The sequence below is a fragment of the Ulvibacterium sp. genome, assembly GCF_965228935.1.
GTDB lineage: Bacteria > Bacteroidota > Bacteroidia > Flavobacteriales > Flavobacteriaceae > Ulvibacterium.
Genome location: NZ_OZ245846.1, coordinates 613,017 through 637,814 on the forward strand (window position 1 = coordinate 613,017; position 24,798 = coordinate 637,814).

The following is a 24,798-nucleotide window of genomic DNA, read 5'->3' on the forward strand; positions in this document are numbered from 1 at the left end:
AATATCCGTATAGAATTTAATATTTCTAAACGGACTCGATCAGTGTGGGAAAAGGTGTTCTCCTTGACCAATTTAATTACTTTTTAACAAAAAATGACAAAAAGTTTTAACAAATAGTAAAAATAATAGATAATCTATGATAGTCTATGCTACAAAGCAAAACTAAATTAATTTTGATTATATCAAAAAAATACGGTGTGAAAAATGAAACTTTAACAATAAAAGAGCGGGTAAATGCCCATTTTGCAAATCGATTGAAAAGCCTGTGCAGATAGTTACAGCGAATTGCGCTTAATAACGTTAAAGGGCATTATTACTTGTGTCTTCTCCTTTTTCTTGATGTGCTCCGCGGCCTTCCTGGCCATATCATTGAAGTTTGTGGAGATGGTGGTAATACCCCCGAATACAATTTGTTTCACCACATGATCATTGTGCGAGAGAATGCCCACATCCTTGCCAACAACATATTCGCCATTGCGACAATCCCTCAAAACTTCCCATAAAAATGTATCGCTGATAAAGAAGTAGAGATGTCCTTTTTTGATCGAACCCGGACGGTATTCCTCCTTCACGGAGCCAAGAATATTATAATCCTCCAAAAACCGATTAAAAGCCTTGAGAATTCCTTCCGGATAATCGGAGCCTTTCCTAAAGAAAAGGACGAATTTATCAAACTGTCGTATACGAGGTAGCAACTCAACCAATTTAATATACGTGGTTTCCTCAAATTCCTGGGATATATAGGAATACTCTTCCGGCATAGGCAAGTATCTATCGATTATCAACAACTTGGCCGGTTCTATGGACTCCAAAAGGGGACGTATACTTTTATGGGGAATGGGAGCGACCACATACATTCCATATTTACCCTTGATCGTATTGAAGATACTCTCGAAGACCGAAATATTATTATGATGAAAAAAAACATCGATCTGGAATCGCTTGCCAAGTTCCTTTCTAAATGTATTATAAAACTCTTCTTGAAAACGTTGAAAAGAGAAGAGTAGCAAGGCTATTTTAAGGGTAACCTTGGTCTCCTCACTGATTATAAAATAGCCCTTAAGCTTTTTGGATTCCACCAGGCCCCGATCTTTGAGCTCTTCGTAGGCCTTTACAATAGTCTTTCTGGCAAAACCCAGTTCGTCTACCATTTGGTTGATGGAGGGCAGTTTGTCTCCCGTTGCCAAAATACCGGAATCTATGGATTCCATTGTACCTTGCACCAACTGCTCATGCTTGGATAGCGTATTGATATTGGCCAAATCCTTTATTCTGTCTATCAATGACATAAAGGGCAATGCTTTTCCGTTGTACCAAATAGTGCCCTAATATTACAAAATAAACGCATGAATCCCTATTTTATAACAATTCGCACCCGTCTATTCTTTGATGTTCATATCTATTTTTAGGGAGATATGTCAAAAATGGGGCATTATGAATATATTGTAAATCAAAATCAGAAATAATGAAAAACCGAATTGCGCTTTTGTTCGTTTTAATTTCGATGATCTTAGGGGCACAGACCCAGTCCATACAATCCTCTTCCCCACTCTCGGAGGCTTCCCCAAGCGATGAAGGTATATCCTCCGAGCGCTTGGAGCGAATAGATCTGATGCTGGGGCAAGCGGTTGGGAAAAACAATATCCCAGGTGCAGTGGCCCTGATCGCCAGAAACGGGAAAATTGTATTCCACAAAGCCTATGGCAAGGCGGATAATGCATCGGGAAAGGCTATGGAGAAGAACACCATTTTTAGAATTGCCTCGCAAACCAAGGCCATAACCTCTACCGCGGTAATGATGTTATGGGAGGAAGGAAAATTTCGACTGGACGACCCTATTTCAAAGTACATCCCGGATTTTGGAAAGGCCGAAATCTTGGACACCTTTAACGCAAACGACTCCAGCTACACCACGAAACCAGCCGAAAATCAAATTACCATACGACACCTTCTAACACATACGTCAGGGTTGGGTTACGGCGTAATCGATGGCGATGAACGATTTCAAAAAATATATGCCAAGGCCGGTATTACGGATCTCTTTACCACCGAGAATATATCTATTGGGGAAAGCGTAAAAAAACTGGCGAAACTACCCCTACATCATAACCCAGGTGATGCCTATGTATATAGTGAAGGTCTAGACGTGCTCGGCCATTTTATTGAAGTTATTTCTGGAATGCCGTTCGATGAATTTCTTCGAGAGCGACTTTTTGACCCACTGGGAATGGACGATACCTGGTTTTACCTTCCCAAGGAAAAGGAAAATCGGTTGGTCACCGTACAACAAAAAAAAGGCAGCGAATGGGAAAAATATCCCGTGACTTTTTATGACCCGGATTACCCCAAAAAGGGAGCTCGGCGTTTTTTTTCGGGAGGGGCAGGGCTGTCAAGTACCGCAAAGGACTACGCCTCCTTCTTACAGATGTATCTGAACCGTGGTGAGCTTAATGGACAACGTATTTTAAGTAGAACTACGGTAAGAAGCATCATGGGGAACCAAACCGGAGACCTATGGGGAGATGACATAAAACACTACGGACTTGCCTTTGGTGTAGTTACCCCAAAAGGACAGGACCATGGTGGTGAGGGAAGTGTTGGGACTTTTGATTGGGGTGGATATTTCAATACCCAATATTTTGCCGATCCCCAGGAAAACATCATTGGAATATTGATGAAGCAGACCAGAGGGCCTGTGGACGACCAAACCGGCTGGAAATTTCGTCAGATGGTCTTTGCGGCAGTCGATGATTGATCTTTATTGCAAAAGGCTGAATCTAAATACTTCAATCTGAATTTAACACGATGGCCAAAATCTTATTACTATATGCATCGGTAGATGGACAAACCCTAAAAATTTGCAACAGACTTAGGGATCAATTGCAGCAACAAAATACAGTGAATCTAATAGCCATTGATGATTTTGATGGAGATACCGTCCCATATGATAAAATTATTATTGGAGCGAGCATTCGATACGGGGTGCATAACAAAAAGATCATCGACTTCATCAATACCAAAAAAGAACAGCTTGACGCCTTAAAAACAGCGTTCTTTTCCGTAAATCTTGTGGCCAGAAAGCCTGAAAAGAACACGGCCGATACAAATCCGTATGTGATAAAGTTCTTTAAGACCATAAATTGGAGACCCACCTTGACGGAAGTATTTGCCGGTAAACTGGACTATAAAAAGTATCCTTTTTTTGATAGGATCATGATCCAATTCATTATGTGGATGACCAAAGGGCCGACCAATCCACATACCGAAATTGAATATACGGATTGGGAAAAGGTAAGAGAGTTCGGGGAACGGTTAAATACTTTTTAGGGACATCCCCGATTAGGCGAAATTGTGTCGCCAGGTATTATCCGTAAAAACGTTTTGTACCTTAATCCTTGGGGTCGGTTTCAGTCTAGGTCAAATACTATGACTTCTTTTTTTACCCCTACCCCATCACATTGGAACAACACCCAAGCTCCTGTATTTCCACAAAATATCCATGACATTTATCATTTTAATTCAAGCTTCTTTTCTCTAGCTTACCACTTAGTTGAGACGCTTATGAAGACAGGAATCTGGAGGTATTTAGCCCCTCTTTTTAACACTAGGGCCGCAGCGGTTTATTTATTGGTATTCGCCGCATCCATCGGCATTGCAACCTTTATTGAAAATGATTACGGAACAAGTGCCGCCCAAAAGATGGTCTACCAAGCCGGGTGGTTCGAATTTTTGCTCTTATTGTTCAGTATATCCGTACTGGTGAACATCAAGACTTTTAGAATGGTGTCCCAGAAGAAATGGCCATTGCTCCTTTTTCATATAGCCATCATCGTAATTTTCATTGGTGCCGCATTGACACGATACCTCGGATACGAAGGAGTTATGCATATTCGGGAAAACAACGCTTCAAATAGTTTTCTCTCTTCCGATAGCTTTCTAAAGTTCCAAGTGGTCAAGGACGGCCAAACATTTGATTTTGATGGACCTGTCCTGTTCGCATCCCTTGGAAGTAACGATTGGAAAGAGTCCTATCTACTTGGTAATGATCTTATGGAGGTTAAGGTCACCAAATTTGTACCCAATCCAACGCAGGTGCTCCGTGAAGGTAAGGATGGGAGACCCACATTGCGTATGGTAGCAAGCGGCCTTAACGGTCGGCAAAATCACTTTATTACTGAAGACCAGGCGCAACGTATAGGGAACATGTTATTCAGTTTTAAGGACAGCCCGTTACCCAATGCCATAAACATCCGATACCACAATGACTCCTTGATGATCAAACCGATCATGACCCTCACCCAAACGGAGATGACCACGCATAAAAGGGATACCCTTCTTCCAAATGGCTACCATCCCTTGCTATTGGACGCCTTGTATTCGGACGGATTCAACAATTTTGTTTTTTCCGATTTTAAGAAGAACGGATTATTGGAAATAGAGTCCAAGGATCGCAAGGTCAAAAATGAAAGTATCGCTGCATTGGAAATGGAGGTGTCCATTAACGGCGAGACCAAGCAGACCCGATTATACGGAAGAAAAGGAGTTCCAGGAAGACCACAAGTATTGAATTTTGACAACTTTGAGATATCCGCTTCCTACGGGGCAAAAGAAATGACAATACCTTTTTCCATACGTTTGAACGACTTTATCATGGATAAATACCCGGGCACCAATAGTGCTTCCTCCTATGCCAGTGAGGTAACCTTAATAGACGAGCAAAAAAACACGACCCTGGATTATAGAATCCATATGAACAACATTCTCAATTATGGAGGTTATCGCTTCTTTCAATCTTCTTTTGACCCCGACGAAAAAGGCACCTATCTAAGTGTAAACCGGGATTTTTGGGGTACTTTGGTTTCCTACATTGGCTATGCCCTCTTGACCTTGGGCATGGTATTGACCTTTTTCAGCAAAAAAACAAGGTTCCATCAGGTTTCCCAAAAAATTAAAAAATTGAGGGCGAAGAAGTTGGCGCTTACTCTTTTTGTCCTTTTAACAACAGGTATGGTCCATACCCAGGAACCTCAACATGATTATGTCTTGGAAGCCGTGGAATTGGATCATGCCGAAAAATTCAGTACCCTGGCGGTACAGGACTTCAAAGGAAGAATGAAACCGGCCCATACCTTATCCAGGGAGGTTATGCGAAAAGTGGCCAGAAGGGAAAGCCTGTTCGGACTTACGGCCGACCAACTCCTTTTAAGCCTATATGCCAATAAGGAAGTTTGGCAGAATGCCCCTATCATTAAATTGGGCAAACATGAGGACCTGAAAAATAGATTAGGCGTCGAGGGGTATTATGCGGCCTATTCCGATTTCTTTACTGCAAATGGAACCTACAGTTTGCAGGACGAAGTTCGCAAGGCCTACGCCCTGGAAGCCATAGATAGGGGCGTTTATGAAAAGGAGCTTTTAAAATTGGATGAGCGGGTGAATATATTAAGGATGGCCTTTTCGGGACGTTTACTTAAACTGGTTCCCAACCCCAATGATTCCAATAATACATGGCTTCCCATTACGGCCCATATCCATGGAACCAATGATGTACATGGCGCTACGGACAGTGCCGTGGATTTGTTCAGCTCCTATGACCGTATATTAAAGGAAGCCATTACTTCCCAGGATTATACGGATGCCAATTTAGTTTTGGACAAACTCCAATCCTATCAGCAAGAACACGGTGATGGGCTCATTCCATCGGAACCTAGGATCAAAGCCGAAATACTGCTCAACGAATCTAAGGTCTTTACCCGTCTGGCCCTATTTTATATCTTACTGGGGATGGTTCTTTTGGGCCTATTGTTCCTATCTGTCTTTAAACCGAATCTAAAAATGAATAGGATCCGCAACGTGCTCCTTGTATTGATAGTTCTTGGTTTTGTGATTCATACCATGGGACTTGGCCTACGTTGGTATGTGTCCGAAAGGGCTCCATGGAGCAATGGTTACGAATCCATGATCTACATTGCATGGACGGCTACCTTGGCCGGATTGATCTTTACCCGAAGGTCTTTGGGCGGGTTGGCGGCAACTACGGTATTGGCGGCGATCGTCCTTTTTGTAGCTACCTTAAGTTTCCTGGATCCGGAAATAACCCCCTTGGTTCCTGTCCTAAAGTCGTATTGGCTTACCATACACGTTTCGTTGATCGCAGGTAGTTATGGCTTTTTAATGCTGGGTGCCATCATTGGGCTGATCAATCTGGCATTGATTGCTTTTATAAGAGACTCCAACAGGGCCAAAGTAAAAAGAATTGTACGTGAAATGTCTTACATCAGCGAGCTTACTTTAATAGGAGGGCTCTTTATGTTGAGTATAGGCACCTATTTGGGCGGTGTATGGGCCAATGAATCTTGGGGGAGGTATTGGGGCTGGGATGCCAAGGAAACCTGGGCCCTGGTTACCATACTGGTCTACGCCTTTATCCTACATATGAGGCTCATCCCAAAGTTTACTGGTCTGTTTGCCTATAATCTGGCCAGTATTTTTGGTTTGGCATCCGTGATTATGACCTATTATGGGGTAAATTACTATCTCTCAGGATTGCATTCCTATGCCTCCGGAGATCCCGTTCCCATCCCCAATTGGATTTATATCGTAGTCATTTCGATTGCGGTGCTTAGTGGCCTGGCCTATTATAAGAACAGAAAATACCCCATGGCTTATTAGGATATTGCCTTCACAAAATCAACAGTCCTTGGCATATGAAGCGGATGGTTTTAGAGATTATTTTCCCGACCTGTATTCTTTGCGTTAAATTTTGATTATCTGTTGGTTTCTTAGGGAATAATATTGTAATTTAAGGTGCCCATTTTTAAAGAGATATATAAACAAACCCAATCCTAGTTGTATGGAAAATAAAGACCAAGAACGGGAATCCAAACCGGCAAAAACCATAAGTAGGCGAAGTTTTATACGGGGCGCCGGACTGTCCACGGCAAGTAGCGTATTATTGACTTCGAACGCCTTTGCACTTGAATACAAGGAATCGCTTGCTACCGGTAAGGAATTTGGATCCGATGCCACGACCATAAAAATGAAGGTCAACGGCATAACAAAATCACTTAGTGTGGAACCAAGGACAACATTGGCCTCTGCCCTACGGGACCATTTGGAACTTACGGGAACCAAGGTCGTCTGCGACCGTGGCTCCTGTTCGGCATGTACGGTTTATTTGGATGGTAAACCTGTGAATTCCTGTATGATGTCCGCCTTGGATGTCGGTGACAAGGAAGTTACGACCATTGAAGGTATCGCAAAAAATGGCGAATTGCATCCGGTACAGGAAGCTTTCATAGAGCATGACGCTTCCCAATGCGGGTATTGTACCCCTGGGATGGTGATGTCTTGCGTACACCTCGTGGACAACAACCCCAATCCCACTTTGGAAGATGTAAAAGATGCGACACGGGGCAACCTTTGTCGTTGTGGCACCTATCCCCATGTCTTTAAGGCCACCTTGGCCGCAGCAAAAAAAACGAATTAAGATGGATACTAGAAAAGAAAAATTCCCATATGGTATTCCAGGGCATAATTTAGGCGAAGTAGAACGGGAAATCCCCGTAGAAGAGCCACCGGTATGGCCTGTAAACGATAAACTAAAGGTGATAGGAAAAAGGGTCACGAGAATCGATGCCCTTGAAAAAGTGACAGGCAAGGCCATTTATACCTCGGACATTAAAATGCCAGGTATGCTCTATGCCAAGATGTTGCGTTCAAATGTGCCTCATGCCACCATTTCATCAATAGATGTCTCCAAAGCAAAAAGCCTTCCGGGGGTACATGCTATTCATCTTATAGAGAATGCTCCAAAGGAAGGGGAAGGAAATAGCACCGATAAATACCCCATGGTAAAATATGTAGGGCAACCTTTGGCCGGTGTCGCCGCCGAGAGCTTGGAAATTGCCAAAGAGGCTATTTCCCTGATTAAGGTCAATTATGAGACAAAACCTTTTGTCATAGATCTTGAAGCTGCTATGGAAATTAATGCGCCTATCGTATTTGATGCGCCCATTACCCAAAAACAAGATGGTGGGGACGTAGGCGAAACGCATGATGGAAGCAAGGGGGAAGGTAATGTTAGGGGGCCATCCACCAGTAGTTTCTTTGGTGGGCCCAGGGGTGATCTGGAGGAAGGTTTCAATGAAGCGGATGTAATTGTGGAAAGAACGTATCGTACCCAGGTCCATACGCATATGCCTTTGGAAACCCATGGCGTTGTAGTGGATTGGAATGCCGATGTTATGACCGTGTATGCCTCCACACAGAACACAGCGGCGGTCCGGAATGAAATGGCCAGCGTTTTTAATTTGCCAAAAAGTAAGGTTCGGGTCATTTGCGAATTCATGGGTGGCGGGTTTGGTGCCAAACACAGTGCCGGAAGCTTCGGGCCTATGGCCGCAAATTTGGCCAAAAAGACAGGTAGGCCCGTTTGGCTGATGTTGGATAGACAGGAAGAGCATCTGGCCGAGGGAAATCGTCCCAATTCAATTCAATACTTAAAAATAGGGGCCAAGAAAGATGGAACCTTGACCGGTATCCAACAACGTTCCCATGGAACGGCAGGAGTAGGGCTCGGTGCCGGAGTGGGGCGTATTGCCCAAATCCTTTATCCCTGTCCCAATTTTGCAACGGAACAATATGATGTATTGACCAATGCAGGTCCCGGGGCGGCGTGGCGTGCGCCCGGCAATGTACAAGGTGCTTTTGGACTGGAACAGGCCATTGATGAAATGGCGGAAAAACTGAATATAGACCCCCTAAAGTATAGAGACCATATTGATAAAAGTGAAGTAAGAAAGGTAGAGCGCCAACGGGGAGCGGAACTTTTCGGATGGTCCCGACGCCAACCTGCTGGAAGTAGTACGGGTGTGGTAAAAAAAGGACTCGGTGTAGGCCAATCTACTTGGCCCCGATTCGTATCGCTGGATTCCTCCGTAGAAATTAAGATCCATAAAGGTGGAGGCGTTGAGATACGATCCAGTGTCCAGGATATAGGAACGGGAACGAAGACTATTCTTGCCCAGGTAGTAGCCGAGGAATTAGGTTTACAAGTAAAAGATATCAAAGTTAATATTGGGGATACGTTTTTCCCTGTCGGACCCGGTTCAGGCGGAAGTGTGGTCACGGGTTCCATTACCCCACCTACCCGAAACGCTACCTTTGAAGCAAAAATGGCCCTGTTAAAGCTGGTTGCCAAAGAATGGAAAACAGATTCCTCGGAGTTGTTTATGGCCGATGGTCAGGTGGGCCATAAAACGGACACGAGCCTTAAAATGTCCTTTAAGGAAGCGACCAAATTAATGCGAACCAGCCAAATTAGTAAGATAGCCAGCCGATCGGACGATTACGGTGGCTTTCAACAACCTTGGGGTCTCGCCTATGGCGACTTGGGATCGGTGCAATTTGCCGAGGTAAGTGTCAATACCGATACGGGATTTGTAAAAGTGGACCGCATAGTGGCAGCGCACAGTTGCGGCAGACCTCTAAATATAGGACAATTGGAAAGTCAGATCAATGGAGGGGTCATCCAGGGAGTATCTTACGCACTCTATGAAAATAGGGTGATGGACAATGGCACCGGCCATATGATGAATGCCAATGTAGATCAGTACAAAGTACCATTTTCTATGGAAATCCCAGAGATCAAAACGGTAATTGTAGAAGAATATTCCGGGCGTTCCTCTACCGATGCATACGGTATTGGGGAGCCGGCCAATATTGCCACGGCCGCAGCGATAGCCAACGCCGTTTACAACGCCATTGGAGTAAGGCTTTATGAAATACCCATTACTCCGTCCAGCATTCTTAAAGCATTAAGTAAAGTCTCTTAAATACGAAACCATGAATAGATTTAGTTGGTACGAAGCAAAATCCGTTGAGGATGCCCTTGAGCAAGTCAATTCTACCCTATCCAATGAGCTATATGAACCTACCCAAAAAGCAGCAGTTTTTAAATCGGGCGGCATTGATGTGTTCGACTGGGTAAAGGAAGGTTTGCTCAAACCACAAAAGATAGTCAACATCCGGAACATTCCCGGCCTTGACAAAATCACTTCTGACCGTAAAAAAGGGTTACGGATCGGGTGCAATGTTACTTTGGCGGAAATCGCGTCAAATCCGGAAATCAAAAGCCAATATTTGGCACTCCACCAAGCGGTAAACCATGCAGCCACTCCCCAGCTCCGTAATGTTTCCACTTTGGGAGGCAATATTGCGCAGCGTAACCGTTGCTGGTATTTTCGTTCCGCAGACCACGATTGCTTCCGAAAGGGCGGTGACCGGTGTTTTGCGCGCCATTCCCAAACGGGCGAAAATGAAAATCACGCCATACTCGATAATGGTTCTTGCGTAAGTGTCCATGCTTCCTCGATAGCTACCGCCCTTATGGCCTTTAATGCCAGTGTGGTCATTGCAAATGCCGAAGGGAAACAGAAAACTGTTCCAATGGACGATTTCTTTGTTTCCGCAGGAGAGGATATAGCTATGGAGAATATTCTTCAAGCCAAGGAAATCATCACGGAAATCGTTCTCCCTCCACCTTCAAAAAATACCAAAAGTTCATATATTAAACAGGTAGCACGGGAATCCTATGATTGGTCCCTAGCGGATGTGGCGGTGGTCATGGAAGTTTCGGGAAATACCTGTAAATCGGCGAGTATCGTCCTTGGGGCCGCAGCTCCGGTGCCTTATCGTTCCGTTGAAGCCCAGCAGGCTATTGAAAACAAGGCCATAAATAGTGAAAATGCCATGGCTGCGGCTAAAGCCGCGATGGCGAAAGCGCGCCCGCTTTCTAAAAACGATTATAAGGTACCTCTATTTATATCCACTATTAAGCAGACTATTTTAGAAATCTCCTAGGTATGGCAAATGATAATCCGAACAAAAAAAACATCTGCAAATTCCTTAGGGCCAGAAATCCGTATGGCATGATGGAAGGAGGGGAAAATCCCTGGCTCTTATTGGATGATGCCAATACCATTTGTTGGTGCATTACTTCTGCTGGGGCCACAGGACCGGATAATGGTTTGGTATCCCCCTTGCACTGTTTGGAGGGACGAAGTTGTTTTGTTCCCGAAGGTGTGGACGATGATATGGATAGGGAGCCCCCTTTGGTATGAACAAATACCAAGATTTTGGCTATATACTTGGAATTATCCGGGGATTGGAGTCACAAATAAGTCTATTCCACTATACCCTATAGGATTTACTCTACCAAGGTTCCATTCTCCAAGATAAGTTCATAGGTATACCCTGCACCAAAATCCCTGTTTAGGGCTACTACGGCCCGAACCGTAATGTCCGAACCTTCAGGAACCAAGGTATTGGAAGTAACGACTAAATCATAGTCATTCTGGCTTCCATCTTGCAAGTGCAACCAATTGCGGCCCAATATACTCGGGTTTGCCTTTACACAGGTACCACTTATTTCCACAGAATGTCCTTCATACTTTTTAGGATCTTTTATCAATTCGGCTATTTTAATAGATCCCATATGTTGAACCTCCTTTTCGGTATGGGTGGGGATATTTTCTTTTTGCATTATCCCTTTATCCATGACCGAATTATTCTTGGGTTTGGTTTTTGCCAGGGCAGTGTGATCCTCCTTAGAAACTAAATTTGAGACCAGGTAAATCCTTTCGAATACCCTATCGTGCTCCTCGCTTTCAAAATCGGTTTTTAGCAATCCACCCCTATAAAAGTAAGTGCCGCCTCTTTTAACATCCATTTTCCCTGTGGCAATCCAAAATTCCTCTTGCCCTTCCTTTACTTTAAGATATACATATCTTTTGGTTGGAAGTATCTCGTTTATAACCACGGAATGCAGTTTGGTTTCCGATGATTCATCTCCATTACTTTGGAGTGGAGTGGAGGAATCCTGGGAGCTCCCTGTTTTGGTGGGTTCAATAACCTTTGGGCCGTTATTACAAGCAGTCATGATGACCATGGCACCTATTATCAATGGTATGTATCGAAATCTTAAAGTCATCGTTTTACTTTTTTAGAAAGCCTGGGTACTGATTACAACCCTAGTTGGCAACTGAATATTTTTATAAAAATGAGACCTGTTCGGCAATGACCGCGTCCATTTCCTCCATGGACATTGAAGGGTCTGTGCGTTTTTTTACCCTCCGTATAACCCTATCCGTAACCATTTTGACCGTGCCAGGATCATATTTCCCTGAATCCGTTTCAAAATAGTCCATTACCTTCTGATTAACGAGAATCTTATACTCAGCCAAAAATGACCTCAACGGAGCTCTTTGAAGCCATCTGGTATAGACCCCAAGCTCCTCTGCGATAATATCGCCTACCTTGCCGATGGCGGCCATTCTTTTTTCCTTGGTATCCTCCAAGTCCATGGAAATGGTATCCAAATCATAGAGGAAAACATTTTCTTTACGGGACAGATCCTTGTCAATGTTGCATGGTACTGCCAAATCTATCAGGAGCACCGGATCTATTCCCGCTTCAGGTATGCTTTTAACAAGGTGGGCACAATTACTGGCCGCGCCAATAATCACGTCAAAATCCCGAAAATCGTTACGTAACACCCTGCTCCATTCCAGCACCTTGGCTCCGTGCCTTTTTGCCAAGGCATTTGCCTTTTCTTCCGTACGATTACTGATGTAAATGTTTTTGAAGTTGAATTTGGAATTATACTTGAACAGTTGCATTACAATATCCCCTGCTCCTATAAACACTATTTTTTTCTCCTTTGCCGAAGTTTTATCATAGGTATGGTTTATAACTTTCAGGGCCTTATAGGCCATTGAAGTGGTCCCGTCCCTAAAAAGGGTTTCATTACTAATACGCTTGTGGCTTTTAAATACGGTCTGCATAGCCCTTTCCAATAGCGACCCCTGAAGGTTGAGCTGCATGGAAAAATGATAGGCTTTCTTTATTTGATGCACAATCTCAACATCTCCGATTACCGATGAAGCGAGTCCCGAGGAAACCTCCAAAAGGTGCCGGACCGTTTTTTCCGTGGCATCACTACCCCTAAATAATTGTGAAGCTTTTACATCTGCGCTCGAGGATTTTAGACGGATTAGGTAGTTCCGTACTGCCACGGCTGGAGTGGTTGTGGATTCAAAGTATAGTTCCGTTCGGTTGCAAGTAACCAGGAGCAACAATCCCGAAATGTCGGGAAAGGTACCACGGATATGCGCCACCAAGTCCTCTTTTTCCTCCTTCGGAATATGGAAGACCTCCCGTTGAGCAACCGAAGCCGTCTTGTGCGAAATGCTTATATAGCGAAGTGATTTTTCCATACTGAATGCAATTGATCTTAAAACTTAGAGGCCTTCGATAGTTTTGGGCCCTCAATTCATCCTTTTCCCTAAAACGTTTTAACCAAGGGACGAGATCATTTATTATTCCTTCATTGTGCGCATATAGTTGACCACCAACCACATGTCCTCTTCATCCGGAATCTTCTTTTCATAATTGGGCATGTCGTCCCTGCCTATATAGCTCTTGTAGAATATGGCCCCATCACTTTGGGCATGGAATTCCTCGGATGAAAAATCACCCAAATCCCCTTCTACCTCGTCCGCCTTGGGTCCATCGCCATAACCTTCCTTGCCATGGCAAGACTTACAATGCTTGTTGTATAAGGATTTACCGATTGCCAAATCGACCGTTGGGTCAGTGGGATTTTTCATTTTCTCATACTCCTCCGGAACCACCCATTCTTCCTGTACCTCATCGGTAAAAGAGTAAAAAGCAAATGATACGATTGCGATAATGACTAAGATTCTAACTGTTTTCATGTTTTGACTATTTATTTTTCAGTTTCTGATTTTCAAAAATAATGCCGGTTTGGTTATATTTTGAAAATCCGTTCATTAATTCTCGGTCTTTAATTCCAATTCTTTTCCTTCTTTTTTGATTTTGAACAAGTGTATGCCCGTATAAATGAAATTTGCCCAAATTCCCACCAATAAAATGGTCAATACCACATACATCCAAATTGGCGCCACCTCGGACCATAAGGTGTTTTCATCCTCATGGTGACGGTCATTTAAAACACCCCAACTTTCCGTTTTCCTTTGGACTACATCCCCGTACTCGTCGTGGTCCTCTATGATGGCATACACTGTTATATCGCCATTTGCATTCCCGGGCAAACCTATGGGCATCTTAAAATCATATGCTCCCGCTTCAAGGGTACCTTCGTCGATAATCATTTTGGAAAGCATGCCTTCCACAGAAATGATAATATCGGCCTCTTCTACTGGAATTTCTACGCCCAGGCTATCCAGTGTATGTGCTTTTATCTGGACGGTTCTTACACTATCCTTTTCGATTAAACCTAAGTCCAAGTCGATATCCTTTATACTTATTTCATCCTCCTCACCGTCCAGGTCTTCCGTGCCTTCAAAAACTGCCCTAAAATTTATTCTCCCTTCGACATCCTTTACATAAGGTTGATTTTCCGGAAGGGTAATTTGGGCAATACCTTCTTTGGAAGTCTCTGATACGCCCAATGATATTACCTCATCTTCCAAAAAATTGAAGAATTCTATTTGGGCACCATATACGGGAACCCTATCCTTTCTGTCCTTTTTATTCGCCGCGATAAAACGTACTTCGAGAGTTCTAGAATTATCATGTTGTTTAATCGTTCTAAGATTATAGCGCATCCTATAGTTGCTTAAATCCTGTTCTTGCCCAAACGTATTCGGGGCAAGGAATAGCAAAAGCACTATGGACAATGAATATTTAAAAAACCTGATTCTCATTTCAACTGATATTGGGTTACACCACTGGTTCCTCCTTTTCCTTCCCTTTCATAATCTATGATACCGGACATGGGAATGATAGGCACCAATCTCATCAAAAGGAGAAAGAACAATACAAAGGCGGCCACTCCGGCAAAGCTCAATGCCCACTCGATCCAAGTGGCCGAGTAATGTATGAATTCCGGACGGGTATCCTGAATGGGCAAATAAGGCGTTTCCAAAGTTGGCACAACTATTAAATACCGATTCAACCATAGCCCTAAAACGGCAATGACCGCGGCAAAAGTGATGGATTTTATAGTCCTGAACCTTTTAAAGAACAGGATTACTATGGGTACCAAGACCCCAATGTAATTCGCAAAAATAAATTCCCAGAAATATTGATTAAATAATGTATCCAATAAATCCGCGTCATGTGTCTTATGGCTAAACCATCTGGAGAAATACTCACTAAAGGTAAAATAACCGAACAATAGTGAAATGACCAGTAGGATTACGCCTGCACCAATAAAATGAACTTTTCGTATGTAGTGGTCCAATTTAAAATATTTGCGAACAAGATACATCGCTATAATTATGACCCCTACTCCGGAATAGAGACCTGCAACAATGAAATACGGAGCAAAGATGGTACTGTTCCATCCCGGTTGTAGGGTCAAACTAAATATCCAGGCCAAAACGGTATACGCCACAATGGCCAAGGCAATGATCATGGCGGACATGATACGTGTTATTTTATGGAGTCTATTACGTTGGGTAGTCGTGTCCCGGTATCCAATGGCCAGGAACGTATACAGCTTCCTTCTCCATTTAGGCGCATCTCCACTATTGTCCCGAAGTATGGCAAAGTCCGGAATAAAGGTCAGATATAAGTAAATAAAACAGCCGATCAGGTCTGTAATTATGGCTATAATATCCCATGTTATGGGAGATTGAATACGGGGATAGAGGAACAAATAATGCAACCTGTCCAATCTACCGATACAGAGCAAAATAAATATCGGGCCTATAATCAGGGACACAACGGTAATGATTTCGACCATTCTGGATACCGAGTTCTTCCAAGGTGTTTTAAAAAAATGTAAAATACCCGAAATAAAGGCCCCTGAATAACTTAAACAGACAAAGAAGATAAAATTGATAATATAAATGCCCCAGACCACATTGTCCCGCATACCGGTAACTTCATGACCTTTTACGACCTGTATGACAAAAGCGGCCAATCCCCATACGATAAACCCGACCAAAATACCGACCCATATTTTGAACCATTTGGTCGACTTCAAAAGCATCGGTGAAAACTCTTTGACCAATTCTCTTTTTCTGCTATCTACATCCATCTTAGAACGTTGTTTACATTAAATTTTACCTTGGTCCTTTAGGTCTTGAACAAAAGGAACGTCCTTATATCGTTCAATAATCTCCTCATCAACATCAAAGCCTCGCTCCAATGGAAATTGTCTATTTACAGCAGGCAGGTAATACACATTGGGTTTTGTACCCAAATGCTCCAAATGTCTATACCCTCCCCTATCATTTATTAACTCCGAAAATCGTACGGTTTCCTCTCCGTTGGTGACCATATCCTCATTTTTATCCCCAAAATAAATCACACCCATGGGACAGGACGATGCACAATAGGGTAATTTGCCCTGCCGGAGCATATCGGGACAAAAATCGCATTTCATTACCGTACCTTCCGTTCCAGGGACACTGGTCTCGGGAGAATAAGGTTGGCTTGTATCATCAAATTTTGGTTTATGGCTCCAGTTAAACTGGCGAGCGGAATAGGGACAACTTGTTATACAAAACTTACACCCTATGCATCGGTCATTGTCTATCAAAACAATCCCATCGTCCCGTTTAAAGGTAGCCCCGGTGGGGCATACCGTTACGCAGGGTGGTTCATCGCAATGGTAACAAGGTTTTGGAAACCAATAGGGTTCCGCTTCCTCATGGTCCTGAATTAGCTGAATCTTCATAAACTCTTCATGGTAATCCAAGTTATGGGCCTTTTGACAGCTTTCGACACAATTTCTGGCGTTTTTGCATTTGGCCAAGTCGATTACCATAACGAATTTACGATCAGGAATTCCCTTTCTTGATTCGGCCGGTGTAATAAGCGCCTCGGGGTAGTTGTTTATGCTTTCCGCATCTACCTCTACCATTTTGCCGTCCGGGGTGAGCACCTTGATCTTTTCTCCTGATGCCTTCAGCTCCTCTTCGGAAGCCAAATTGGCCAGCAAAGTAGCTCCTGCCACAGTGGTGGCTCCGGACAGTAGCCCCATTTTCAGAAATCTACGCCTATCCGTACTGGCTTTTGTTGTTTTTTCTTTTTCCATAATCGACCATCGTTGCTCAAACCTCCATTAGTTTTCCTTTTAATTTATCCTGCCCCCTTTTAGGGGAAAGGTTTAAAAGTTATAATTCCTTGTAATATTGAATCCGAACAGAATCTGACCTCTAAAAAAATCGTTTGTATTCTTCATATAGTTCTGTTGCGGCACAATACCGTTCATATTGGTGATAAACAGTTGGAAGGCATGTGCGGATGTAGCGAACTCAAATCCCAAACTGATTCCAGGCTCTGGATCAATATCCAATCGTTCCCCATTTAAATGGTGGGTAAAGGGCTGACTGTAATCCCACATAATGGAAGTTTGATCACTTATTTTATAGCGTCCTCCAAAAGCTATTCCTATCACATCGTTCCGCATCCTGTTTTCCACTAGGTTAAAATGTGAGATACTGGGAGCCAATTGCATGGAAAGCTTAGGGCTGAACCTACGGGCAATGATCAATTGGTTAAAATAGGAGTACCTATGTTGATCTAGGCTAAAATTTTCCTTTCTCCTTGCGTCAATAGTAAAATTGCCATAATACGAAACGCTCACAGGAATCCTACCGGACCGTGTTTGATTTAGGATACCGACCTTCCAGTTAAAATCCTGTAGACGATTAAATTTGGTTGTTCCAAATCCAAGGGTCAATCTATCATGTATGGAATAGGCCACTCCCATACGGATGTTGGAAGGCCCCCAAAACCCAAGCATATCATTGGTCCCCTCGTTTATCAACCCAAACCTATGGGACATCTGAACCTCCAACGTATTCTTTGAAAAGAGCACATTATTCGGGTTGTCGATGATGAAGGAACTTTCAAAGGCAGGACGTTCAGGTTTATCCACTACGGAATCCTTCTCTCTTTTTTGTGAAAGGAGTAGGAAGGGAAACAATAATGCTAATGTAAAATATATTCCTATCGTGTTTTTCATATTTTGATGTCTTACTATTTAGTTATTCTCGGCACCACGATCAATCCATCCTTTTATTAAGGCAATTTCATCGACAGTAAGTATAAACCCTGCTTCAACAGGGTGGTCATTGCCCGGCAACTCCCTAAAAAACTGGCTGTTTTCACCATCTCCGACAACTACATATTCAGGAACAATGGCGTCGTACGCATTTCCTTCCGTTAAATCCGGGTTGGCGACGTTTCCATTATGGCATGTTGTGCAATCCCGATCACTACCCGTGAACAAGGGCTGTATATCATCTCGAAATGAAATGGGTTCATCTATAGGAATATCGGGAACTTCTTCCTCCACCAATTGGTCATAGTAACAGGAAGAGAACAATAAGCCTATACTGCCCAGCAAGATTATCTGTAATCGTTTTTTCATTTTGTTTGTATTATTAGATCATCACTTGCTCCAATTTCAAAGCTCCTTGGTAATCCTTTGGACTTATCAACAGCTATGAAACCGGAATTACCTATCCATACTATTCGGCTGAACCGGATGGATCCGCCCCGAACTTGGGAAAGGATCCAAAGTCAGTTCTGCAACGCCTCAATGGAATTGGTCAGCAATGCCCTGGAATAAGCGGGATTGTGTGTTCCGTTACTCTGATCCTCCAACAAGGTCATGTAGTTCCAGGCCGCCTGGGCTTCCGCGGTAGTGAAAATACCCTCTCTAGATCGGTCTGTTTCACCTGGATCTGGAAAATCGTCTACTATTAGACCTACAACGGGTACCCCTGTACCTATAGGATTGCCATTTGCATCCAAAACTGGATCACCCTCTGTATCCCGTTCATATTCTTCGCCAACAACTTCACCCAAAAGTTGCTTCAAGATGGCCATGTCTTCGGTAAATCCTGCCAGTTCTGCGGGAATACCATTGGTATGGCATGCCACACAAGAGGCTTCCGTTACGTTCCAGGAGTGCAGGCCTTCATTGATATCGGTAGATTCCCCCATATGGCAACTAACACAGGAAGCACCTGTCCTATGTGTTGCGGAAGCGACACCTGGATAGCCAACAGATCCCGCTATATTGGCGCCCATGATACCTTCTAGCATAGTGGACTGTGGGCCATGGTGGGGTCCAAAACGAGTGGTTGCCACTAAATAGGTTCCCGTACCATCCTCAGCTGGGATTACGTAACTGTTCCTGGGTTGGTGGCAAATGGTACAGTTGTTACTAGTACCACCAAAATCTATACTCGTATTGGGGTCGAGTACCAAGTCAACCGGATCAATGCTCCTCAAGGCAAAATCGGCCCCGTCATTTTCAAAGTCGAACGTATCGTGTTTGTCATGGCAGGTGGCACAGGTAATCGGAGAGTTACTAGACAGGTTTCCGGGGTCTACTTCACCAAAGTCCACGAAATCCAAATGGCCATTTGTAGAATGGCAGGCAGCACAATCGGGCCGCGTCCAGGTAAACCCTAAACCTCCAGATCCATGTGCAGATAAAGCAAAGGAACTTTCAACCACATCCCTGACAGCATTGGAGTGGCAGCTTATACAGGAGGCGGTTCCGTCAATTCCGTCCTGACCGTCCACTCCATCAACTCCATCAATTCCATCGGCCCCTGGCGGTCCAGGAATTGGGTCACTGGTACATTGAATAAATAGTAAACTTGATATGACCAATACCAAGAAGCCTATTAGTTTAGAATTTTTCATACGATCGAATATTTAGCAGTTAAAAAGAATCTATAATTCAAATTGCGGTAAAAATATGGGAGGAAAACACTACAAAAAATGATATTTATCAGTAAATGGGCCTATCGATTAATATATAATCAATATAAATAGCATATATAGAGAATATCTCAATAAATCATGGATATTGCTCAAAAAAATAAAAAAACTGCAATTTGGGAAGTAATGCTTTCGGCACGAACAAAAAATGGACAATTCGGAACTTAACAAACCTCTATATTGAACTATCAAGGCCAAGAAGCTACCACAATGGTGTACGGAATCCCAGGCCACTGACCAGAGTGTGGTCGGCTACCTATAGGGTTTCTTCATGTGACTACACAATTTACCGGTCGTTTTTGAGTTTAGATAGGGATAAATAAACAACCCAATCCATAATCATGAAAAAGTACCTACCATTTTTTATCTCGCTATTCGTTACCGTTCTTTCTGCCCAAAAAATGAAAATTATCGAGGGCGACTTCGAATTCCTTAAAGGACAAACTGAAATTAACGTGGAGTTCATATACGATAATATGAGACTCCTTAAAGACAATCTCACCAACAATGAGTATGTAAAAAACCACGCTGCCAAATTGGAGGAAGACACCAGGGGCAAGGGCAAATCATGGGAAAAAAGTTGGTATGCAAGCCGAGAGCTTATTTACGCGCCAAAATTTTTGGAATTGATGAACCGGTATTTTCACAAGGACCATGGTATCTATTTTGACCAAAACCTTACCGATGCCGAGTATACGCTTATTGTGGATACGGTATGGGTATACCCCGGATGGGACGCCGGCATAATGAAACAGCCCGCCAAGGTTTCCACAATCCTTCGCTTTGTGGAGACGGCGAACAAAGGTCGTATCCTGGCCGAGGTAAACAGCAAGCACGCCCCTGGTGATCAATGGGGAAGCAGTTTTAACAATGAGGACCGTATTGGTGAAGGCTATGCAAAGACGGGGAAATCCTTTGCAAAACTTATTAGGAAGAAGGCCTTCTAAATCCCAAAACTATTTTTCGGACATACCCATTTCCTTTTCGAGGTCGGTGATATGGGCTACCGCCTTTACCAACCTATGGTGATTTTTTACAAAAGGGTTGCTCTGATCCCAGACATATCCGGCAAGGACGGCACAAATTTGTTTTTTGATCTCTGGATTTTCTGGTTTATGAAAGAAAATCTTTTGCAGGCTACCCTCATACCATTCCTTTACATAGGTAGTAAATACGGCGACACCCTTTCGGATATAGTCTGAATAATCCGTTTCCCAGTCGACATCCTGACCTTTCAGTTGCCTCGAAATAAGTTTGGCCGCCAATAAGGCCGATTCAGTGGCAAACGTAACTCCGGACGAAAAAACGGGATCAAGAAACTCCGCACTGTTCCCGGTAAGGACATAGCCTTCGCCATACAATTGTTTAACTGACTTGGAGAAATTCTGTATGACCCTTGGCTCAAACGCATAGTGCAAATCCTTGAAACGATCATAATAATAATCCGAAAGTTTCATCATTTCCATTAGCTTTTGCGTATTATCCCCCTCAAATGAATTTATATACTCCGTTGGCCCTACGTAACCGATACTGGTATATCCGTTGGAAAAAGGAATGACCCACAACCAGGTTTCGGTACTCACTACGTCAAAAGTTATTAAAGTCCCTTCCCTTCCTTCTGGCCTTCTTACGTCCTTTACATGGGTGAATATCGAGGAATGCTTGGGTATCTCCGAGGGCCTGTCCAGATCCAACAATCTGGGCAATACCCTACCAAAACCACTGGCATCAATAACAAATTTCGCATTTACGTAAGTGAGTCTGCCTTCTATATCCCTAATGGTAGCGGTAGATCCGGTCTCCTGGAAATCTACTTTTACGACCTCTTGCCGAAAACAGATATCGACCCCTCTTTCCTGCAGGGTATCGGTCAAGGCCTTATCAAAATCCGCACGGGGTACCTGCCATGTCCAATCCCACCCTGGAGTATGCTTTTTACTGAAGTCAAAATTGCACACTTCCGCCCCTTTCATAAAGCGAGCTCCCGACTTAATTTCAAATCCATGGGCATCAAGACAATCAAAAAGATTTGTTTCCTTAAAATGATCCATACATCGGGGCAATAGACTTTCCCCGATTACAAATCTTGGGAATTCGTTCTTTTCGATCACTTTAATGGTAAACCCCTTATCGTAAAGGTAGGAGGCGGCCACACTCCCTGATGGCCCTGCTCCTATAATCAATACATCTACCATTTTCTTCTTCATAGCCCGAATAAAATATAGATTCGCTAATTATTATAAATTTGCAAACCAAATTAACTATTTTTATTTAGTATATAACCATTAACAAAGTCTGATCCGACCATAGATGCCGAAAATTAAGGGAAAGTTAGGAATAGAGGAATTTTATAACGTAATCTTTAATGGGGAGCCAATTAGCATAGACCAAACGGTTCTCGCCACGGTTCAAAAAAGCTTCGATTTTCTTAAGGAATTTTCAAAAAATAAAATCATTTATGGTGTAAATACGGGGTTTGGCCCAATGGCCCAGTACAAAATAAAGGATTCCGAACGGACCCAATTACAATACAACCTTATCCGAAGCCATGCCTCCGGAACCGGAAACCCGATTCCTACCAAATATGTAAAGGCGGCCATGTTGGCAAGGCTTAACACGCTGAGCTTGGGCAATTCGGGAGTGCATACTTCCGTGATAGAGTTAATGACCTCACTGATCAATAAGGATATTGTTCCCTTAATATATGAACATGGCGGTGTGGGGGCGAGCGGTGATTTGGTACAATTGGCACACTTGGCACTGATATTGATCGGAGAAGGGAAAGTATTCTATAAGGGTGAATTAAAGCCTACCCAAGAAGTCTTTGAAATTGAAGGACTACGACCCATATCGGTAGAAATCCGAGAGGGTCTGGCCCTGATCAACGGCACCTCCGTTATGACCGGTATCGGAGTGGTGAATACCATTTATACCCGCAGATTATTGGAATGGATGATTGCCTGCTCCTCTGCTATAAACGAAATAGTACAAGCCTATGACGATCACTTGTCCCATGATTTGAATGAGACCAAAAAACATCAGGGCCAACGCGAAATTGCCCGTGCCATGCGAAGCCATTTGAAGGATAGCACGCTTACAAGAAAACGCGAACATCATTTATACACGGAGAACAACGGGATTACCGTATTCGAGGAAAAGGTACAGGAATATTATTCCCTGCGTTGTGTCCCCCAAATATTGGGTCCGGTCCTGGATACCCTCAACGATGTGGAGCGTATCTTGATGGAGGAAGTAAATTCAGCAAACGATAACCCCATAGTGAACGTAGAAAAAAAGCACGTGTATCATGGAGGGAATTTTCATGGGGACTATGTTTCCCTGGAAATGGACAAATTGAAAATAGTGGTTACCAAAATGAGCATGTTGGCGGAGCGGCAGCTCAATTATTTAATGAACTCAAAACTAAACGACATACTTCCCCCATTTGTGAATCTCGGGAAGCTGGGCTTGAATTTTGGCATGCAAGGTGTGCAATTTACGGCAACCAGCACTACGGCGGAAAACCAAATGCTGTCCAATCCCATGTACGTGCATAGCATTCCGAACAATAATGATAACCAGGACATTGTAAGTATGGGTACCAATGCCGCGTTGATCACTAAAAAAGTAATTGAAAATGCGTTCGAGGTTATCGCCATTGAATTAATTACCGTGGTACAAGCCATAGAATATTTAAAGGTCCAGGACAATGTTTCCTCAAAGACAAAGAAAATGTACGAGGCCATTCGGGCCATTGTTCCCCCATTCAGGGAAGATTTGGTCATGTACCCTTATGTTAATCAGGTCAAGGATTTTATCACTAATCATAAAAACAATTAGAACTATGAGAACAAAAAGCGTTATGAAAACCATATTGACACTCATTTTGGGTATCTTTTTGGGGATAGCAAATTTACCGGCACAAGAACTGGCCTTGGTGCGGGAAGACGGTAAATTCGGGTACATAGATAAGTCGGGTGCTTACGTTATCCAACCAAAATTTGAAAAGGCCAAAAGTTTTTCGGGCCCCTATGCGATGGCCGAGAAAGATGGTAACTGGGGGTACATCAATGCCTCAGGGGAATGGGCCATTGAACCAAAATATGATAAAGCGAAAAAATTCAATTCGGGTCGTGCCATGGTCTACACGAATGATGAGTGGGGTTATATAGATAGTTCGGGCAATCCCCTTAACGTTCCCGCGGCGGAAAAGTATTATGATTTTAATGATGGCGTGGCACTGATTAAAAAGGACGACAAAATAGGTCTATTGGGAACGGATGGAAAACTAATTCTGGAACCAAAGTTCGACGAAATAAAGAATTTCCATCACGGCAGGGCCAAAGTTCGAAATGGGGATCTTTGGGGAATGATAGACCAAAAAGGGGAACTTGCCATCCCTGTCGAATACAAAGAGCTGGGATTCAATCATCCAAGCGGAGTCTGGGGCAGAAAAGGTGATGACTACGGAATAGTAATAAATGGTCAACTAAAGGTTATACCCGATGTGGATAGAATTTGGAATTTCCATGACGGATCCGATTGGACCTATGCCCGAAAGAATAAAAAATTGGGCTATGTCAACAATCAAGGGGAATGGGTCATAGAGCCCAAGTTCGACAAGGCCCGAGCTTTTAAAAATGGTTTGGCCCCCGTTGCCCAAAGCAAAAAATGGGGCTATATCAATGAAAAGGGTGAGACGGTAATCGATTTTCAATATAGGGATGCCGAAGTTTTTTCCAAGGATGGTCTGGCACCCGTAAAAGATAAGGATTGGGGGTTCATCGATTCGTCTGGAAATCTAATAATTCCCATGGATTATGATATCTCGGTAGGTTTTGCCTTCTTTCAGAGCGGGGAAGATAAGGGTTTCATCAACGGCCTTTCCCGGGTAAAGACCAAAAAGGGATGGGGCTATTTGGACAAGGAAGGAAAACTTCTTGGGAACAAATGGTACCAAAATGCTGAGCTTTTCGTTGATACTGGCAAGTAATTTAT

The 24,798-nt window shown here is 43.3% G+C and carries 21 protein-coding genes; 10 read left to right on the forward strand and 11 right to left on the reverse strand.

Going from position 1 to position 24,798, the window contains the following annotated elements; all coding sequences use genetic code 11:
• Positions 1–275: 275 nt before the first annotated feature.
• Positions 276–1,289, reverse strand: a complete 1,014-nt coding sequence (locus ACO06Y_RS02710) for a GntR family transcriptional regulator (protein WP_422082287.1) — start codon at positions 1,287–1,289, stop codon at positions 276–278.
• A gap of 176 nt (positions 1,290–1,465) precedes the next feature.
• Between ACO06Y_RS02710 and ACO06Y_RS02715 the strand changes: the two genes are divergently transcribed.
• From ACO06Y_RS02715 to ACO06Y_RS02745, 7 genes are all read left to right on the forward strand, one after another.
• Entirely contained in the window at positions 1,466–2,755 is a 1,290-nt protein-coding gene (locus tag ACO06Y_RS02715; RefSeq protein WP_422082288.1) for a serine hydrolase domain-containing protein, read from the forward strand.
• A 50-nt stretch (positions 2,756–2,805) separates the two neighbouring features.
• The gene (hemG, locus tag ACO06Y_RS02720) at positions 2,806–3,327 is read left to right on the forward strand and encodes a menaquinone-dependent protoporphyrinogen IX dehydrogenase (RefSeq protein WP_422082289.1); all 522 of its coding nucleotides are present in this window, start codon (positions 2,806–2,808) and stop codon (positions 3,325–3,327) included.
• A 234-nt stretch (positions 3,328–3,561) separates the two neighbouring features.
• Entirely contained in the window at positions 3,562–6,672 is a 3,111-nt protein-coding gene (gene ccsA / locus ACO06Y_RS02725) for a cytochrome c biogenesis protein CcsA (protein ID WP_422082290.1), read from the forward strand.
• A 181-nt stretch (positions 6,673–6,853) separates the two neighbouring features.
• Complete coding sequence (locus tag ACO06Y_RS02730) at positions 6,854–7,489, forward strand: (2Fe-2S)-binding protein (RefSeq protein WP_422082291.1); 636 nt, start codon at positions 6,854–6,856, stop codon at positions 7,487–7,489.
• Between the two features lies 1 nt (position 7,490).
• Positions 7,491–9,836 (forward strand): xanthine dehydrogenase family protein molybdopterin-binding subunit, encoded by a 2,346-nt coding sequence (locus tag ACO06Y_RS02735; RefSeq protein WP_422082292.1) that lies wholly within the window; start codon positions 7,491–7,493, stop codon positions 9,834–9,836.
• Between the two features lie 10 nt (positions 9,837–9,846).
• Positions 9,847–10,863, forward strand: coding sequence for an FAD binding domain-containing protein (locus tag ACO06Y_RS02740; protein ID WP_422082293.1), 1,017 nt, complete (start codon positions 9,847–9,849; stop codon positions 10,861–10,863).
• Positions 10,864–10,865: 2 nt separating this feature from the next.
• Complete coding sequence (locus ACO06Y_RS02745; protein ID WP_422082294.1) at positions 10,866–11,123, forward strand: hypothetical protein; 258 nt, start codon at positions 10,866–10,868, stop codon at positions 11,121–11,123.
• A gap of 86 nt (positions 11,124–11,209) precedes the next feature.
• Here the strand turns inward: ACO06Y_RS02745 and ACO06Y_RS02750 are convergent, their stop codons facing one another.
• From ACO06Y_RS02750 to ACO06Y_RS02790, 9 genes are all read right to left on the reverse strand, one after another.
• The gene (locus ACO06Y_RS02750) at positions 11,210–11,992 is read right to left on the reverse strand and encodes a hypothetical protein (RefSeq protein WP_422082295.1); all 783 of its coding nucleotides are present in this window, start codon (positions 11,990–11,992) and stop codon (positions 11,210–11,212) included.
• 61 nt (positions 11,993–12,053) lie between these two features.
• Complete coding sequence (locus ACO06Y_RS02755; protein WP_422082296.1) at positions 12,054–13,277, reverse strand: glutamyl-tRNA reductase; 1,224 nt, start codon at positions 13,275–13,277, stop codon at positions 12,054–12,056.
• 102 nt (positions 13,278–13,379) lie between these two features.
• Complete coding sequence (locus ACO06Y_RS02760) at positions 13,380–13,778, reverse strand: c-type cytochrome (RefSeq protein WP_422082297.1); 399 nt, start codon at positions 13,776–13,778, stop codon at positions 13,380–13,382.
• Positions 13,779–13,853: 75 nt separating this feature from the next.
• Complete coding sequence (locus tag ACO06Y_RS02765) at positions 13,854–14,750, reverse strand: hypothetical protein (RefSeq protein WP_422082298.1); 897 nt, start codon at positions 14,748–14,750, stop codon at positions 13,854–13,856.
• A complete protein-coding gene (gene nrfD / locus ACO06Y_RS02770) occupies positions 14,747–16,090 on the reverse strand; it encodes an NrfD/PsrC family molybdoenzyme membrane anchor subunit (RefSeq protein WP_422082299.1) in 1,344 nt (447 codons plus the stop codon). The genes ACO06Y_RS02765 and nrfD overlap by 4 nt, the downstream gene beginning before the upstream one ends.
• 18 nt (positions 16,091–16,108) lie before the next feature.
• Positions 16,109–17,092 carry a 4Fe-4S dicluster domain-containing protein gene (locus ACO06Y_RS02775; RefSeq protein WP_422082300.1) on the reverse strand — a complete coding sequence of 328 codons (984 nt, stop codon included), beginning with the start codon at positions 17,090–17,092 and terminating at the stop codon, positions 16,109–16,111.
• 72 nt (positions 17,093–17,164) lie between these two features.
• A complete protein-coding gene (locus ACO06Y_RS02780; protein WP_422082301.1) occupies positions 17,165–18,025 on the reverse strand; it encodes a DUF5777 family beta-barrel protein in 861 nt (286 codons plus the stop codon).
• Between the two features lie 18 nt (positions 18,026–18,043).
• Positions 18,044–18,433: a hypothetical protein gene (locus ACO06Y_RS02785; protein ID WP_422082302.1), complete on the reverse strand. Its 390-nt coding sequence runs from the start codon at positions 18,431–18,433 to the stop codon at positions 18,044–18,046.
• A gap of 152 nt (positions 18,434–18,585) precedes the next feature.
• A complete protein-coding gene (locus ACO06Y_RS02790) occupies positions 18,586–19,722 on the reverse strand; it encodes a hypothetical protein (protein WP_422082303.1) in 1,137 nt (378 codons plus the stop codon).
• 419 nt (positions 19,723–20,141) lie between these two features.
• On the opposite strand from ACO06Y_RS02790, the gene ACO06Y_RS02795 reads away from it, so the two are divergent.
• Positions 20,142–20,747, forward strand: coding sequence for a hypothetical protein (locus tag ACO06Y_RS02795; protein ID WP_422082304.1), 606 nt, complete (start codon positions 20,142–20,144; stop codon positions 20,745–20,747).
• A gap of 9 nt (positions 20,748–20,756) precedes the next feature.
• On the opposite strand, the gene ACO06Y_RS02800 is transcribed toward ACO06Y_RS02795, so the two are convergent.
• Entirely contained in the window at positions 20,757–22,007 is a 1,251-nt protein-coding gene (locus ACO06Y_RS02800; protein ID WP_422082305.1) for an NAD(P)/FAD-dependent oxidoreductase, read from the reverse strand.
• Between the two features lie 103 nt (positions 22,008–22,110).
• Here ACO06Y_RS02800 and ACO06Y_RS02805 point away from each other — a divergent pair, with 103 nt between their 5' ends.
• A complete protein-coding gene (locus tag ACO06Y_RS02805) occupies positions 22,111–23,640 on the forward strand; it encodes an HAL/PAL/TAL family ammonia-lyase (protein WP_422082306.1) in 1,530 nt (509 codons plus the stop codon).
• A gap of 4 nt (positions 23,641–23,644) precedes the next feature.
• Complete coding sequence (locus ACO06Y_RS02810; protein ID WP_422082307.1) at positions 23,645–24,793, forward strand: WG repeat-containing protein; 1,149 nt, start codon at positions 23,645–23,647, stop codon at positions 24,791–24,793.
• The last annotated feature ends 5 nt before the right edge of the window (positions 24,794–24,798 follow it).

Bases quoted from the DNA above. Each gene is read 5' to 3' on its own strand.
- ACO06Y_RS02785 (WP_422082302.1), bottom strand. From the start codon at position 18,433: ATGAAAAAACGATTACAGATAATCTTGCTGGGCAGTATAGGCTTATTG.
- ccsA (WP_422082290.1), top strand. From the start codon at position 3,562: ATGAAGACAGGAATCTGGAGGTATTTAGCCCCTCTTTTTAACACTAGG.
- ACO06Y_RS02745 (WP_422082294.1), top strand. From the start codon at position 10,866: ATGGCAAATGATAATCCGAACAAAAAAAACATCTGCAAATTCCTTAGG.
- ACO06Y_RS02750 (WP_422082295.1), bottom strand. From the start codon at position 11,992: ATGACTTTAAGATTTCGATACATACCATTGATAATAGGTGCCATGGTC.
- ACO06Y_RS02760 (WP_422082297.1), bottom strand. From the start codon at position 13,778: ATGAAAACAGTTAGAATCTTAGTCATTATCGCAATCGTATCATTTGCT.
- ACO06Y_RS02735 (WP_422082292.1), top strand. From the start codon at position 7,491: ATGGATACTAGAAAAGAAAAATTCCCATATGGTATTCCAGGGCATAAT.
- hemG (WP_422082289.1), top strand. From the start codon at position 2,806: ATGGCCAAAATCTTATTACTATATGCATCGGTAGATGGACAAACCCTA.
- nrfD (WP_422082299.1), bottom strand. From the start codon at position 16,090: ATGGATGTAGATAGCAGAAAAAGAGAATTGGTCAAAGAGTTTTCACCG.
- ACO06Y_RS02740 (WP_422082293.1), top strand. From the start codon at position 9,847: ATGAATAGATTTAGTTGGTACGAAGCAAAATCCGTTGAGGATGCCCTT.
- ACO06Y_RS02780 (WP_422082301.1), bottom strand. From the start codon at position 18,025: ATGAAAAACACGATAGGAATATATTTTACATTAGCATTATTGTTTCCC.
- ACO06Y_RS02755 (WP_422082296.1), bottom strand. From the start codon at position 13,277: ATGGAAAAATCACTTCGCTATATAAGCATTTCGCACAAGACGGCTTCG.
- ACO06Y_RS02710 (WP_422082287.1), bottom strand. From the start codon at position 1,289: ATGTCATTGATAGACAGAATAAAGGATTTGGCCAATATCAATACGCTA.
- ACO06Y_RS02765 (WP_422082298.1), bottom strand. From the start codon at position 14,750: ATGAGAATCAGGTTTTTTAAATATTCATTGTCCATAGTGCTTTTGCTA.
- ACO06Y_RS02810 (WP_422082307.1), top strand. From the start codon at position 23,645: ATGAGAACAAAAAGCGTTATGAAAACCATATTGACACTCATTTTGGGT.
- ACO06Y_RS02730 (WP_422082291.1), top strand. From the start codon at position 6,854: ATGGAAAATAAAGACCAAGAACGGGAATCCAAACCGGCAAAAACCATA.
- ACO06Y_RS02790 (WP_422082303.1), bottom strand. From the start codon at position 19,722: ATGAAAAATTCTAAACTAATAGGCTTCTTGGTATTGGTCATATCAAGT.
- ACO06Y_RS02800 (WP_422082305.1), bottom strand. From the start codon at position 22,007: ATGAAGAAGAAAATGGTAGATGTATTGATTATAGGAGCAGGGCCATCA.
- ACO06Y_RS02805 (WP_422082306.1), top strand. From the start codon at position 22,111: ATGCCGAAAATTAAGGGAAAGTTAGGAATAGAGGAATTTTATAACGTA.
- ACO06Y_RS02795 (WP_422082304.1), top strand. From the start codon at position 20,142: ATGAAAAAGTACCTACCATTTTTTATCTCGCTATTCGTTACCGTTCTT.
- ACO06Y_RS02775 (WP_422082300.1), bottom strand. From the start codon at position 17,092: ATGGAAAAAGAAAAAACAACAAAAGCCAGTACGGATAGGCGTAGATTT.
- ACO06Y_RS02715 (WP_422082288.1), top strand. From the start codon at position 1,466: ATGAAAAACCGAATTGCGCTTTTGTTCGTTTTAATTTCGATGATCTTA.